The sequence below is a fragment of the Pantoea sp. ANP04 genome (genome assembly GCF_041982285.1).
GTDB lineage: Bacteria > Pseudomonadota > Gammaproteobacteria > Enterobacterales > Enterobacteriaceae > Pantoea > Pantoea eucalypti.
In genome coordinates this window covers 163,062-177,604 of sequence record NZ_JAUTYS010000004.1, presented here as the reverse complement: position 1 = coordinate 177,604, position 14,543 = coordinate 163,062, and the positions used below count along the sequence as shown (strand labels likewise).

The window sequence follows — 14,543 nt, the reverse complement described above, 5'->3', positions numbered from 1 at the left end:
TTAAAGAATGCCTTTCAGCCGCAGATGCTGGAGCAGCATAATGGTCTTGGCATCCACGATCTCACCCTGATCAATCGCCTGTAAGGCCTTGTCGAAACCGATCTCCAGTACCTCGATATCTTCGCCCTCTTCAACTATTCCGCCGCCTTCACCGCTGCGCTGTTGATCGTCATACTCAGCAATAAAGAAGTAGAGTTTTTCCGTCACTGAACCGGGGCTCATAAAAGCCTCAAAAACCTTTTCTACGCGACTGACGCGAAAGCCCGTCTCCTCTTCCGCTTCGGCAACAATACGCGTCTCAGGCGAGGCGTTATCCAGCAGACCAGCTGCCGCTTCAATCAGAAAGCCATCATGCCCGTTCAGGAAAATGGGAAAGCGAAACTGCCGGGTCAACACGACTGTGCGTTTATCACGGTTATAGAGCAGAATCACCGCGCCGTTTCCCCGATCGTAGGCTTCACGGCTCTGCTCCTGCCAGCGTCCATCGCTGCGCAGTAGCGAGAAGGTGTACTTCTTCAGGGTATACCAGTTATCTGACAGCAACTGCTCGTTGATGATGCGTACGCGGGGATGATTCTGCTGCATGATACTCTCCAGGATAAGTGGACAGCCCACACGCTATCATGCACAATCGTGCAAATTCAAGAAAAAACATGCAGAATGGAATGATGCTATCCAGCCAACGAAAACAGACAATTCTCGCCCTGCTCGCCCAGGAAAAACAGGTTCAGTCGCGCGACCTGAGCCAGCGATTTGGTCTCTCCGAAGACTCTATCCGGCGTGACCTGCGTGAACTGGCGGCGGAAGGATTACTGCAACGGGTGCATGGCGGTGCGTTACCGGTATCCGCTGCACTGGGCACCTTTGAAACACGAAAAAGCGTGCAGACGGCGTCTAAACAGATTATCGCCAGAAAAGCGGCCTCATTGATCCAGCCAGGCCAGATTGTGCTGATTGATGGCGGGACCACCAGCGCAGAACTGGTACGACAGTTGCCGACAACGCTGAGCTTTACCGCCGTGACACACAGTCCCAGCGTGGCGCTGGCGTTAGCCGATCACCCACTCGTGGAGGTTATACTGATTGGCGGGCAACTTTATAAGCATTCGGTGGTGGCGGTAGGCGCAGCCATGCTGGAGTCGATAAACCGCATTAACGCCGATCTCTTTTTTATGGGTGTTACCGGTGTGCATCCGGCGGCGGGCCTGACAACCGGGAATTTTGAAGAAGCGACGGTGAAGCGGGCGCTGGCAGGACGCGCAGCAGAAACCGTGGTACTGGCGTCCGCCGAAAAGCTCAATTCAGCGTCGGCATTTGCCATTGGCGATCTGTCACTTACGAGTACGCTGGTAGTGGAAACAGAGCCGGACGAGGCGCTGAAAAAGGCGCTCAGCCAGCATGGTGTGACGATCATCTGAGATCGCAGCAAGCCTGCAGCGCAAGATACGGGCCGGTCAGCGGTCTCTGCGCAGGGGGAAACTGCTGTGCAACGGGCGTCATTGAACTTTGTGCCAGGGCAACGGCAACCGCGCCCTGCTGATAAGCCTGCTCTGCTGCTGCCCCAATCAGGGCAAAATAGCGTGCTGTATCTCCCGCTTTAAACGCTGCCCACGCATCTTCCACCAGCATGACCTCGATCTGACTGTCTGGATGACAGAAGAGTGTCCGTGTCGCAGCCAGCGTCGATTCTGCTGCACACAGCGCCACCGTCGGCCCCGTAAGACGCCGCAGTGTCTCCGCTAACATCCGGTCAGTGCGCATTACCCCAGCATGCGTACTGAAATCATCAGCAACCGGCCCCAGCGTCGAACAGGTGATCAGAACCGCATCAAACTGCGGCAGCAGTGTTTCAATCAGCTGTGCAATACGTCGGCGTAATTCCACTGTCATCCCGCCGCTGCGCTCCGCCTCAGTCAGCAGCGCAGGCATCACCAGATGATTCAGGGGCAGAATATCAAGAGCCAGTGCGCGGGCGGCATCATCAAAAATCGCGATATTACTGGCGGCGGTATGGAAGCAAAGAATGTTCAGGGTGAGCTCCGGTTCTTCATAAAGTTAGCGTGCGGGCGACCATGCGGCCTGCTGGATAACGACACGATAACCATCCCCATCCATAAATGTCACGCCCCGTTGATCCCAGTAGGGATTAAATGATGGCACCCGCCGGAAGCCTGCCTCATCCATGCTGTTACAGCGAGCCAGCCAGTCAGGCTGTTGTGGGATGTAGAGCACCAGCAGATCGTCATCCGTTGGCGATGGCCGGACGGGATGCGTGTGACAGAGCGTGAATTCGAGATGCCAGGCCAGCCCGTCAGCGCCCAGCATCACACCACTGAACCCCTGATGGTCAGTAAACTCACCGATTTTTTGCAACCCCAGCCCAAGGCAATAGATTTGGCAGCTTTGCGTCAGGTCAGTCACTGGACGGGCAATACGCAGATGCGGGATAGTCATGCTTCTCTCCTTGTTGAGTTCACTGATATTTATCACAATCCTCTGAGCTTCCCGTGACGCTGGATGCGTAACCACTTCCCCGGCACTTCCATCAAACCACCGTTTTTTGCAAAAAGATGTGAATACCCTTCCGCGCAGTCCTGACCCTGAAATCGCTCTGCAGTCGGCGTGCCGCTGCGGTCGGCACCCTGTTCCGGTTATCCGGAAAATCACCTTACCGCTCACAGCGCTAAACGCATTCCCGCTGCGGTCATCTACACTTTCCCGGTATTCATACGGCAATGTCCTGTGCATTGCCTGGCTATAAAAGGAAGACAATATGACTGAACACGCTACCCAGAACCACGCCTGGTTACTGGCATCACGCCCTCACGGTGAGCCGACCAAAGAGAATTTCCGCCATGTGGCTCAGCCCGTTCCGGAAATCAAAGAGGGTGAAGTGCTGCTGAAAACCATCTACCTCTCGCTTGACCCCTACATGCGTGGCCGGATGGATGAGGGTAAATCCTACGCTGCGCCCGCAGAGCTGGATGAGCCAATGGTGGGCGGCACCGTCTGTCAGGTTGCAGAATCGAAAAACAGCAACTTTAAAACCGGTGACTGGGTGCTGGCGCAGAGCGGCTGGCAGGAATATGCCGTTTCCGATGGCAAAGAGATTGCGAAGCTGGACAACGATATGCCACATCCTTCATGGGCGCTGGGCATTCTCGGTATGCCTGGCTTTACCGCCTATATGGGTCTGATGGATATCGGTCAGCCGAAAGCGGGCGAAACCCTGGTGGTTGCCGCCGCAACCGGTCCAGTGGGCGCAACGGTCGGTCAGTTGGGCAAACAGAAAGGGTGCCGCGTAGTCGGTGTCGCCGGTGGCGAAGAAAAATGCCGTTATGCGGTCGATACGCTGGGTTTTGATGCCTGCCTCGATCACCACAGCGCAGACTTTGAAGAGCAACTGAAAAACGCCTGCCCGGATGGCATCGATATTTACTTCGAAAACGTCGGTGGCAAAGTGTTTGATGCCGTATTCCCGCTGCTGAACACCGCGGCACGCGTGCCGGTCTGTGGTCTGGTCTCCGCGTACAGCCAGCGTGAGCTGCCGGACGGTCCGGACAGAACCTCGCTGATCATGGCAGGTATCCTTAAGCGTCGTATCCGTATGCAGGGCTTTATCATCTTCCAGGATTACGGTGACCGTTATCCTGAGTTCCTCAAAGCAATGAGCCCGCTGGTGGAGAGCAAAAAAATCCACTATCGCGAGCATATGATTGAGGGATTAGAGAATGCACCACAGGCGTTTATCGACATGCTGAATGGCAAAAACTTCGGTAAAACCGTGGTGAAAGTCAGCGAGTAATCGCGTTAGCGTGCCGCGTCAGTGACGTGGCACGCTATCTATTAATCAACGCGATGAATCAATGCGGCTGTCGTGAAACGTGTTCGGCAGCCGCACGATTAGCGTCACTGACCGCCTCTCCCAGCGTTGCGCCAAGACTCAGGCGCTGACACAACACCCCGACAAAGCAATCCCCGGCACCGTGTGTACTGACCAGCGTCACCTTTTGCGCCGCCAGCGTGTGCGTCTCTCCTGCCTCGCTGTAAGCCACTCCGTGTTCACCTGCTGTCACCACCACGCGGGCAAAGCGTCCCGCCAGCGATGCCGCAGCAGCACGCGCTGAAGTCAGATCCTGCACGTTAATCCCGCACATATCGCGCGCTTCGATGGCGTTCACCACCAGCAGATCGATACAGCCCTCAAACCCCGCCGACAATGTCCGGGCAGGTGCAGCATTCACACAGACCGTAATCCCCCGCTGCCGTGCCGCCTGTGCCGCGCAGAGATTTACCGCCTCCGGGACTTCGTTTTGCAGCACCAGCAGCGAAACATCCTGCCAGAAGCCTGGCTGTGCAAAGGTTGCCAGCGGGATTTGCTGATTGGCATTAGAGACCACTACCGCGCCGTAATCCCCTTCAGCATCGGTAATCGCCACGCTCATGCCGGAGGGAAGCGCATCGGTCACACTCACCTGCGTACAATCGACACCGGCCTGCTGCAGATGATCCAGCAGGAATTTCCCCTGCTGATCGCGCCCCACCGACCCGGCAAAACGCACTGCTGCGCCCGCACGGGCCGCCGCGACCGCCTGATTCCCGCCCTTGCCGCCGAACTTATAGTGACAGGCGCTGCCCATCACCGTTTCGCCTTTCTCCGGGCGATGGTGTGCGTCCAGCATAATGTCGTAATGAAGACTGCCGGTGACTGCAATTTTGCTCATAGCTAGAATTCCCGCAGATCCTGAACCGCATGCTGGGTTTTCATCAGGTTCTTCTCCGCCCGCTTCAGATCTTTCTTGGCGATAGCGACAAACAGCGCATCCAGAATATTGAGCTGGGCGATGCGTGACGCGGCGTTTTCACCCAACAGATGCGATCCCTGAGAGGTTGAATTGAGGACCACATGCGCACTCTGCGCGATCGGGGATTCGGCGTAGTTAGTAATGGCGATCACTTTCGCGCCATTCTTTCCCGCCAGTTTAACCGGATCGTTCACTGCACGTGTCGCACCCGAATGGCTGATGGCGATAACCACATCGTCATCAGATAACACGGCGGCTGACATCAGCATGATGTGGGCGTCGTCATAGGCGGTCGACTTGATGCCAATCTTCAGCATCTTGTGCGACAGGTCCCGCGCCACAGCGGCAGAGCCGCCGACAGCATAGAGATCGATATGACGCGCTTTAAAGATGATATCCGCCGCACGATTGAATTCAGAGACATCCAGAATCGATAATGTTTCTTCGATGGCCTGGATAGAGGTTCTGAAGACTTTGGCCAGCAACTGCTCCGACGAATCATCCGGCTCAATTTCCGCATGCAGTCCCGCCACTTCAGACTGGTTGTAATAGATCAGACCACTTCTGAAATGCCTGAAGCCGGTGAAGTTAAGTTTTTTTGTAATCTTAACGATCATCGCTTCAGAGACATTATTCTCCTGCGCAATCTCCTTTAAAGACGACTGCTCAGTCATGTCGGTTCGGGCAATTATCGCCTCCGCCACACGGCGTTCTAACGGCGTCAGTTGGGGCAAACGCATACGAATCTGAGCGCCAATGGCTCGCGGATCTTGCTTCATTACTTGCCTCGGGTCGCCCGGTCAATCAACATCGCTATGATAATAATAAGGCCGGTAGCGAGCAATTGGTAAAAGGCCTGAATGTTCAGTAAGGTCAGGCCATTACGTAACACCCCGAGGATCACCACGCCAATCAGCGTGCCGAAAATACTGCCCTTGCCGCCCATCAATGATGCACCGCCAATGGCCGCCGCCGCGATAGCGTCCAGCTCCCACAGGTTGCCGATAGTCGGCTCGGCAGCGCCCAGACGACCAATCAGAATCAGCGAAGCGAGTGACGCCAGCAGACCGGAGAAGATGTAAACCGTCACCTTGGTGCGCTTCACCGGCACACCAGCGACCCGCGCCGCCTCTTCATTACCACCGATCGCCAGAATATATTCCCCCAGCGGGGTCTTATTCATCACCGTCCAGAGCAGCAGCGCAATCACCGCCACAATCACAATCGGCGTCGGAATACCCAGCACCGTGCTATTGATCAGGCTGCGGAACGCCAGCGGAATGCCAAAGACCGGATTGCCGCCGGTATAAATCAGCGCGATAGCCCGGAACAGCGACAGGCCGCCCAGCGTAACGATAAACGGCTGCAGCCCGGCATAGGCAATCAGCGAACCGCTGAACAGCCCGCACATCGCGCCGACGCCCAGCGTCGCGAGAATCGCCAGCGGCACCGGCACACCCAGGGTCATCAGCGTGGCACCCAGCACCGCTGAGAGCGCCGCGGTGGGGCCAACCGAAAGGTCAATCCCGCCGGAGATAATCACCAGCGTCATGCCCAGAGCAATCAGGGCGTTGATCGAAGACTGCTGCAATATATTCAGCAGATTTGGCAGCGTGAAAAAGACCGGCGACAGAAACGAAAATGTCACCACGATAATCAACAGGCCAATTAAAGTACCGGCATCACGCACGTTAAATTTAAGCCGCAGCGCGGGTCGGGTACCTGGCGCGGTGGAGGTCTGAGTCGTCATAATATTAACCTTAAATAGTGTCAGGTAAGCGGTCAGGCGGTCTGGTCGATATCTTTAATGGCATAGCGGGCAATGTTCTCTTCGGTGATCGCGCTGCCAGTGAGCTCTTTGGTGATACGCCCCTCGCGCATCACCAGCACCCGGTCAGAGATGCGCATAATCTCGGTCATCTCTGACGACACCACGACAATGGCTTTACCCGCCTGCGCCAGTTTCTCAATCAGGTGATAGATCTCAGACTTAGCGCCAATGTCGATGCCACGCGTCGGCTCATCAAACAGAAACACGTTGGCATCCGCCGCCACCCAGCGGCCAATAATCACTTTTTGCTGATTGCCGCCGCTCAGCGTTCCGATGGTTTTCTCAATGTCGAGCGGACGCAGTTTGAGGTCGCCCATCACCCTCAGCGCCTCACGGTCGAGCCGGGCATGGTTCATCAGCCCCGCCAGCGTGAAGCGGTGCATCGACGGCAGCGCCATGTTCATCTTCACCGCCCGCTCTTTAATGATGCCCTCTTTCTTGCGATCCTCCGGCACCAGGCCAATACCTGCTTTGATCGCCGCACGCACGTTGTGGTTCTGCACTGCGGTGCCGTTGACGCTCACCGTGCCACCGGTACGCCTGTCGATGCCGGCAATCAGCTTGAGCAGTTCGGTCCGCCCCGCACCCACCAGCCCGGCAATGCCCAGTACTTCACCAGCTCGCACGCTGAAACTGGCGGCTACCACGTCATTGCCCCGCGTCAGATCCTCTACCCGCAGCACCTCGCGTTCGCTGACAAACGCCTGATGGTCGAGTTTGTCGATCTTCCGTCCGACCATTTTGGCGACAATGCTCTCTTCATCCTCATCACTGATGTTGACCACACCCACCTGCTTTCCGTCACGCATAATGGTGGCGCGGTCGCAGACCCGGAAAATCTCATTCATCTTGTGCGACACATAGATCAGCGAGACGCCGGTCGACTTCAGATCGCCTATCAGCTCCGCCAGCCGGTCGAACTCGCGGGGCGTCAGACTGGAAGTCGGCTCATCCATGGCGATGATTTTTGCGTCATCCAGCAGCGCACGGGCGATCTCAACAATCTGCTGCTGCGACACCTTGAGATTTCTGATCGGCGTATCGGGATCGATAGTGGGATCCAGCGTCTTCAGAATCAGCGTCGCCCGCGCCAGCTGCGCTTTTTTATCCACCCACCAGCCACCGGCACGGGTCAGCGGGCGACCCAGGAACATGTTCTGCGCCACGGAAAGCTCAGGAACATGCTGCAACTCCTGGTGAATCATGGCGATACCGGCCTGACGTGCACTGAGCGGGCTGCGAATCTGCACTCTGTTGCCATTAACGCTGATCTCTCCGCTGTCAGCGCCGCGCACGCCTGAGAGGATATTCAGCAGTGTCGATTTACCCGCGCCGTTTTCCCCAATCAGCGCATGCACCTCGCCGGGTCGCACTGAAAAATCGACCTCCTGCAGTGCGGCGGCGTTACCGTAACTTTTGTTGATGCCGCGCATCATTAAGCGAAACTGTTCCATACCCGCCTCCGCCGACTATTGCTGAGCCAGCAGCTCACGCAACCGGTTGTTGTCTTTGGTCGAGAACGCGTCGACGTTCTCTTTAGTGATCAACGCCTGTGGCGTGGAGATAACGCGCGACAGTTTCTGTCCATTGATCAGCCGGATCATGACGTCCATCGCCACTTCACCGGTCAGCACCGGGAAGCTGTCCACCGTGCCGGTCAGCTCGCCGCGCTTGATTGAGGCGTACGCATCCGAAATGCCGTCAGTGCCAAAAATCGCCACCTGTGACGCTTTGTTCTGCGCCCTCACCGCTTCCACCACGCCCAGCGCCATGGTGTCGTTGTTCGCATAGAAGCCGATCAGGTCAGGATGCTGCTGAAGGATGGTTGACGCCGCATTAAAGGCCTGCTCGCGACTCCAGTTCGCCGGCACGCTGGCAACAATGGTGAACTTGCCATTTGCGTCCAGTGTCTCTTTGAAGCCACGGGTACGCTGTCCGGCGGCATACACGCCCGGCTGCCCTTCAATCACCGCGACTTTCCCGCCCTGCGGATGATGCTGAATAAACCACTTCGCGACCCGCACACCGTTATCTTTCTGCACGTTGCCGACGTAGTAACGCGCATTCGGCATCACCGCATCGTTGACGTTCACCACCGGGATATTCTTGCTGTTCGCACTCTCCAGCGCAGGCTGCAGGTTGATGTCGGTCTGCGGCGAAACCAGCAGGCCGTTAAAGCCCTGGGAGATCAGGGTCTCTGCAATCGACAGCTGACCAAGCTGATCGTCCTCATTGGCTGCCGCCTGGTACTCGACGGTAATGCCATACTTTTTCGCCGCGTCCTGGTAGCCCTGGCCGAGCAGGCGCCAGTACTCATTCGTGAGGGTTTTTGATACCCCGCCAATTTTCAGCGACTTGTCGACTTTCGGCAGCGCGCCATATTTAGTATCAAGCTGGGTCCAGTCGGTGCGATCCGGTTCAGTGTCGGATTGCAGCGGTGCCAGATCTGCCGCATAAACTGTGCTGCAGAGCAGTGAAGAAGCGATAAAGGCAAGCAGGCGTTTTTTCATTTTTATAGTCTCAGCATGTGGGTAGAGGTGTGATGTTCTTAGGATTAATCGACTGTCAGCGAGCCAGCATGATGTCGTTGACTATCTGCTGGGAAGCCACCGCATCCTGACGCGAAATAGCCGCCAGTAATGCCGCGTTACCGTGCAACTGGTCACAGAGTCTGAGCAGGCGCTTAACGGTGGCGATGTTGCTCTCTGCTTCACGAATCGGGTCCAGACCGCTGGCATCCGGGAAGGTATCGAAGTAGTAAGCGCCACTGTAGCCGTCACGCTGCATTTGCCAGAGAAACTCCAGCGTGGCGCGCGGATTCACGGAGGCAACCATCAGTCCGTCGTCACGTTTGCCCCAGCCGTCATTCAGGTCCAGTCCCAGCAGCCGTGAGCGGCGTGCCACCATCGCAGCAGCGTAAGCCGGGATCTCATTGGCAAACAGGACGTGCGCGAAATCCAGCGTGATACCCAGATTGGCGCAGCCGGCCTCTTCCACTGCCAGCAGACAGGTGGTCGCGTTGGGGAAGATGCTGTAGGCGCGAGGCTCATTCGGTTTATATTCGATGCTGACGTCGACATCCGGCGCGTACTCTGCCACTTCACGTACAGCGCTGACCGCATCCTCCCAGATCTTTTTGTAGTCGGCCTGGAAGCAGTAATCAAATCCATCCTGCCCCATCCACAGGGTCATCAGTCGGGAACCAAACTCCCGACCCGCATCGATACCGCGCTTGGTCAGCTCGATCGCTTCACGACGCACTTTCGCATCCGGATGCGTAAATGCACCGATTTTGAACTGAGGTGCATCCCAGCGCATCTGCATGCCATTTACCGCCAGGCCCGCATCCTCAATCGCCTGGCGCAGAGTGGCGATGTCAGTGGTGAGATGCTGCGGAAAGTTAAGATCGAGATGTGTTAAGCCATTTACCTTTCCCGCACGGGCAACCATCTGGAGAACCGACGGCTTGCCCTGCAGGTCAGGCCAGTAGAGGTGTGCGCCCGAGGCGAACGAGTTGAGACGGGTAGCAAATTTCAGTTCCGACATGAGGCTCAATCCTTCAGAGTGCGTATTGTGAAGTACTTTTCATATTCACGATTAATTGTGAAGTTATATATTAATCTACGCCTCGCGGCTTAATGCGCAAGTCTGTCAGGATGGGGAAATCTCTAAACCGGGAGCACTGTCACGAAATAGTTTCGGTGTGTTATCAGATGAATAACAGGCAGTGGAGGGAGAATTTAATTGAAAGACAACGGGTTGTCGTGAGAAGCCGGGCATGGAATCTGGCAGAGAAATAAATGAAAAAAGCTGAGCGCCAGGGCGGCGCTCAGCGGGACGAGATGACTTACTTCAGACGGAAAGCGACAACACTGTCGCCCTGCGTGGTGCCGAGCGAGCCGTGGCCGCCTGCGGCAATCACCACGTACTGCTTGCCATCTTTACCCATAAAGGTGGATGGCGTGGCCTGCGCTCCGGCGCTGAGTTCAGTCTGCCACAGCAGTTCGCCAGTGGTGCTGTCGTAAGCACGGAAGAAGTTATCTGCCGTTGCGCCGTGGAACACCAGATCACCCGCCGTCAGCAGCGGTCCGCCGTGCGCCACCATCCCCATCGGGAAACCGATCGGGAAGCGGCCAGGCAGGAAGCTGGTCTTGAGGTTTTTGGTGGTGCCGACGCGGCGCAGCCATTCGGTTTTGCCGGTGGTCAGATCCACACCCACCATCCGTCCCCACGGTGGCGCGATGCAGGGAATACCCAGTCCCGACGCCATCTGCTGGATGTGAATCGCGTAGTCACCGTGGAAGTTCTCATTCCAGTACGGCGTGCCATCTTTGGTGAAGGTACGCTGCGTTTCGGTTTCCGGCGTGCGCTTAATCAGGTTGTATTTGTAAGCTAGGCGTACCGGTGCCGCAATCAGCATCTGACGCTGTGGGTCAACAGCCACGGAACCCCAGTTAAACACCCCGATATTGCCCGGGAAGATCAGCGAGCCTTTCTCGGTTGGCGGCGTCCACGGGTTACCGTCATAGCGCAACTCACGGAAGGTGGTGCGGCAGGCCATCTGATCAAACGGCGTGATGCCCCACATCGACTTCTCAGTCAGTGGTTGCGGGATGAAGTTCAGGCTGGAGACCGGCTGGGTCGCCGCATACTGCTCGCCCTTAATGCCATCGGTAGAGACCTTAACCTGCTCTACCGGGTAAACCGGTTCGCCAGTCAGGCGATTCAGCACAAACAGGTTGCCGGTTTTGGTCGGCAGGATCACCGCAGGCTGCGGCTTGCCCTGATAGTTAATATCTACCAGCGAGGGCTGTGATGGGTTATCACGATCCCACAGGTCGTGGTTCGAACTCTGATAGCGCCATTTGAACGCACCGGTTTTCAGATCAAGCGCCACCAGCGCATCACGGAATTTCTCGGTGTTGCTGGCTGGATCGCGTTCAATCCCTACTTCATCCGGCGAGGCATTACCAAACGGCACATAGACCAGGCCGTTTTTCAGGTCCGCGCTAAGGGTAGCCCAGGCGATCGGGGTATCCTGCGGATAAGTGGCTCCTGCAGCGACGGGCGCGGTGTTATCCGGGTTAGCCGGATCGAAGTTCCACACCAGACGACCGCTGACGGCGTCATAGGCACGGATCACACCCGATGGGTTGCCGCTGTTGAAGCCGTTATCCATCACTGAGCCGCCGACAATCACCAGATTGCCTGCCACCAGCGGTGCTGAGGTCTGCATCAGCGCATGCGGACGCACCTCGCCCATGTTGGCGCGCAGGTTCACCACACCGTTGTCACCAAAGTCAGCGCACGGCTTGCCGGTGTCGGCATCCAGCGCCAGCAGGCGGGCATCGGTGGTCGCGTTAAAGATACGCTTGCGGCAGATGGCCGGTGCTGCGCCCGTCTGCTGTTGCACCTGCTGACCGGCATCGAAATAGCTCACGCCGCGACAGGTCTGATGCTGCTGCAGATAAGAGCGGTTTTTATCCGGCGCGGTTTTCCACTTCACCGCACCCGTTTCCGGGTCAAGCGCATGGACTTCGTTGTGCGGCGTACAGAAGTAAAGCATGCCGTTGGCTTTCAGCGGCGTCGCTTCAAAGGTGTATTCGGTCGCATCATCACCCTGACGCAGATCGCCGGTGTGATAGGTCCAGGCCACTTCCAGATCGTTGACGTTATCTTTGGTGATCTGCTTCAGCGCCGAGAAGCGCTGGCCATCCGCGGTTCCGCCATAGGCGCTCCACTCGTCAGCGGCACCGCCGGTCGCAGAGGCGTTACGCGGCGTATTGATAGTGCCCTGCTGCGGCAACGGATCGTAGAAGCAGAGGCCAGCCACCAGCAGTACCATCAGCACCACTGAACCGCCGAGGAACGGATGGAAGCGACGCTGTCCCTGATAAAGCGGACGAACCACCCACGGCAGAGCCAGCCAGACGCCCAGCACACCAAAGAGGTCACCGCGCGGGATCCACTGCCATTTGTCGAAGCCCACTTCCCAGATAGTCCAGAAGAGTGTGACCCACATCAGCAGCGCATAGAGCGTCAGCGCACTGCGCTTGTTCATTAATAGCAGAATAGCGCTGAGCAAAATGCCTGCACCCATCAGCGCATAGAACGCGCTGCCTCCAGCCAGCAGGAGTTGTCCTCCCATGTAAATCAGGGCGATAGCAAATATCACCATGATTATACTGGTTAATTTATTGATCATGATCCTTCCTCGGGTCATTAGCGATGATAGGTAAGTTAAGCTGGAAACATAAATTCAACGAGATTTTAACTTACGTGTGAAATATGTAAAAACGTGTACAGGCGTAAATCATTAGCAATATTTATTGTAAATGTTACCTGCAGAGGTATTCAGACCGCTTTTTTTACTTTCTGAAGGCAGAATAACGAGATATACATCACAAAATGTTAACCATAGGCCGCTAACTATCGCACCTTTTGTTCAAAGGCGAACAAATATCAGACAAGCATCGCTTCTATAAAGCTGGCTTAAGTGTAATTGATGGACAATTTTTAACGTCAAATAATCATAATGGTTTGTTTGCACCGCCCTGCAATAACTCTTATTGCTGAAAGCGGGAATGTTATTCTTTTCCTTTTTTAAACAGAAAGAGTATCAGCACTCATGCGGTGTCAATGATTTTCACATTATTAAATCTGGCAGTTGACTTTACGCTGTCATGATTTCTGTCACTTTAACCTCAAAAATATATAGATTAATAAAAGAAGTCGTTCCGGGACTGAAGAGTAATTCAGACATTCCGTAGCATAACGCGGAATCTAATTGTGATATATTTCATTCTTCTCACTTCTCTTTATCCAGCCAGCAGGCAGGATTTTCTCTGGCAGCAATAACCCAGGCAGGTTGACTATGTCCGCACTCAACGCTATTTATCGCAAGTTTCGTTTTCCGTTTAAGTTTTTAAATGCAGCTATTCGCTACCCTGCTGCACAGGCACGAGTAAAGCGTTATTCCGTAATGTCGATAGAAGAAACAATTGATCTGTTATTACGTAATCCACAATTATCTCTGGCCCGTTACGGCGACGGCGAACTTGAAATGACCTGGTATAAAAATATCGGTTTTCAGCCCTTTGATCCAAAACTGTCAGGGCGGCTCAAAGCCTTGCTGCAACAGGACGCTGCGGCTAATCCGAACTGCCTGATTTGTCTGCCGGATGCCTTTCGCACTACCCGTAATATGAAAAATGGATCGGCCCTGTTTTGGTTCTTCCATAAATCATTTTACTTTAAACATTATGAGACTCTGCTGAATCAACAGGTCCGGTATGGAAATACGTCTGTCACCCGCCCTTATCACGATTATAAAGAAAAAAAACTTTCCCGGACGATATTTGATAAATTCAAACAGCTTTATCAGGGCCGTCGGGTATTAATTGTTGAGGGCAGTGGCACACGTCTCGGTTTAGGCAATGATTTACTTGATGGCGCAAGCGACGTTAAACGTATTACCACGCTGAACCGTAATGCCTTTTCCGTTTATGACCGTCTTTTTGATACCGTATTAGAGAATGCCGTCAACTTTGATCTGGTCTTGATTTCTTTAGGGCCGACGGCAACGGTACTGGCGTATGATTTAAGTCAGCGAGGTATCCGCTGTATCGATAGCGGTCACGTTGACATTGAATATGAGTGGATGCTGGCCAGTGCCACTACAAAAATAAAAGTAGAAGGTAAAAACGTCAATGAGGCGGGCTTGCTGCTGAGTGAACAGACTACCGTGGCCGATGCAACTTACCAGCGGCAGATTTTGCAACACGTCGGCGAATCACTGAACAAAATGCCGGACACAGAAGCCGAAGCAGAAGCCGTGGTTATCCCACTGCCCCACGTCAGCCCGAGCCATCATAACGCCGCGTAAAACTCACCATTGTCAGGCAGCA

General features: G+C 55.2%; 13 protein-coding genes. 3 read left to right on the top strand and 10 right to left on the bottom strand.

Annotated features, from left to right (window positions below):
- Entirely contained in the window at positions 1 to 585 is a 585-nt protein-coding gene (locus tag Q7C21_RS07675) for an NUDIX domain-containing protein (RefSeq protein ID WP_003853592.1), read from the bottom strand.
- Between the two features lie 83 nt (positions 586 to 668).
- Between Q7C21_RS07675 and Q7C21_RS07670 the strand changes: the two genes are divergently transcribed.
- Positions 669 to 1,418 carry a DeoR/GlpR family DNA-binding transcription regulator gene (locus Q7C21_RS07670; RefSeq protein ID WP_375150617.1) on the top strand — a complete coding sequence of 250 codons (750 nt, stop codon included), beginning with the start codon at positions 669 to 671 and terminating at the stop codon, positions 1,416 to 1,418.
- Here Q7C21_RS07670 and Q7C21_RS07665 read toward each other — a convergent pair.
- Together Q7C21_RS07665 and Q7C21_RS07660 are read right to left on the bottom strand one after the other, a co-directional pair.
- The gene (locus Q7C21_RS07665; RefSeq protein ID WP_375150616.1) at positions 1,411 to 1,929 is read right to left on the bottom strand and encodes a glutamate racemase; all 519 of its coding nucleotides are present in this window, start codon (positions 1,927 to 1,929) and stop codon (positions 1,411 to 1,413) included. The two genes, Q7C21_RS07670 and Q7C21_RS07665, sit on opposite strands and share 8 nt — an antisense overlap.
- 126 nt (positions 1,930 to 2,055) lie before the next feature.
- Positions 2,056 to 2,454, bottom strand: coding sequence for a VOC family protein (locus tag Q7C21_RS07660; protein WP_003853586.1), 399 nt, complete (start codon positions 2,452 to 2,454; stop codon positions 2,056 to 2,058).
- Positions 2,455 to 2,773: 319 nt separating this feature from the next.
- Between Q7C21_RS07660 and Q7C21_RS07655 the strand changes: the two genes are divergently transcribed.
- On the top strand, positions 2,774 to 3,805 hold the full coding sequence (locus Q7C21_RS07655) for an NADP-dependent oxidoreductase (protein WP_003853584.1): 1,032 nt from the start codon (positions 2,774 to 2,776) through the stop codon (positions 3,803 to 3,805).
- Between the two features lie 58 nt (positions 3,806 to 3,863).
- Here Q7C21_RS07655 and Q7C21_RS07650 read toward each other — a convergent pair whose 3' ends face one another.
- From Q7C21_RS07650 to Q7C21_RS07620, 7 genes are all read right to left on the bottom strand, one after another.
- Entirely contained in the window at positions 3,864 to 4,724 is an 861-nt protein-coding gene (locus Q7C21_RS07650; protein ID WP_140033449.1) for a PfkB family carbohydrate kinase, read from the bottom strand.
- A 2-nt stretch (positions 4,725 to 4,726) separates the two neighbouring features.
- On the bottom strand, positions 4,727 to 5,584 hold the full coding sequence (locus Q7C21_RS07645) for a MurR/RpiR family transcriptional regulator (RefSeq protein WP_008925181.1): 858 nt from the start codon (positions 5,582 to 5,584) through the stop codon (positions 4,727 to 4,729).
- Positions 5,584 to 6,555 carry an ABC transporter permease gene (locus tag Q7C21_RS07640; RefSeq protein ID WP_003853579.1) on the bottom strand — a complete coding sequence of 324 codons (972 nt, stop codon included), beginning with the start codon at positions 6,553 to 6,555 and terminating at the stop codon, positions 5,584 to 5,586. The genes Q7C21_RS07645 and Q7C21_RS07640 overlap by 1 nt, the downstream gene beginning before the upstream one ends.
- Before the next feature lie 32 nt (positions 6,556 to 6,587).
- Positions 6,588 to 8,090 (bottom strand): sugar ABC transporter ATP-binding protein, encoded by a 1,503-nt coding sequence (locus tag Q7C21_RS07635; RefSeq protein ID WP_008925180.1) that lies wholly within the window; start codon positions 8,088 to 8,090, stop codon positions 6,588 to 6,590.
- Positions 8,091 to 8,105: 15 nt separating this feature from the next.
- The gene (locus Q7C21_RS07630) at positions 8,106 to 9,146 is read right to left on the bottom strand and encodes a substrate-binding domain-containing protein (RefSeq protein ID WP_003853575.1); all 1,041 of its coding nucleotides are present in this window, start codon (positions 9,144 to 9,146) and stop codon (positions 8,106 to 8,108) included.
- Positions 9,147 to 9,201: 55 nt separating this feature from the next.
- Positions 9,202 to 10,182: a TIM barrel protein gene (locus Q7C21_RS07625; protein ID WP_008925178.1), complete on the bottom strand. Its 981-nt coding sequence runs from the start codon at positions 10,180 to 10,182 to the stop codon at positions 9,202 to 9,204.
- Between the two features lie 301 nt (positions 10,183 to 10,483).
- Positions 10,484 to 12,841: a membrane-bound PQQ-dependent dehydrogenase, glucose/quinate/shikimate family gene (locus tag Q7C21_RS07620; protein WP_375150577.1), complete on the bottom strand. Its 2,358-nt coding sequence runs from the start codon at positions 12,839 to 12,841 to the stop codon at positions 10,484 to 10,486.
- A 669-nt stretch (positions 12,842 to 13,510) separates the two neighbouring features.
- Between Q7C21_RS07620 and Q7C21_RS07615 the strand changes: the two genes are divergently transcribed.
- Positions 13,511 to 14,521, top strand: coding sequence for a GT-D fold domain-containing glycosyltransferase (locus tag Q7C21_RS07615; RefSeq protein WP_375150576.1), 1,011 nt, complete (start codon positions 13,511 to 13,513; stop codon positions 14,519 to 14,521).
- Positions 14,522 to 14,543 lie beyond the last annotated feature (22 nt).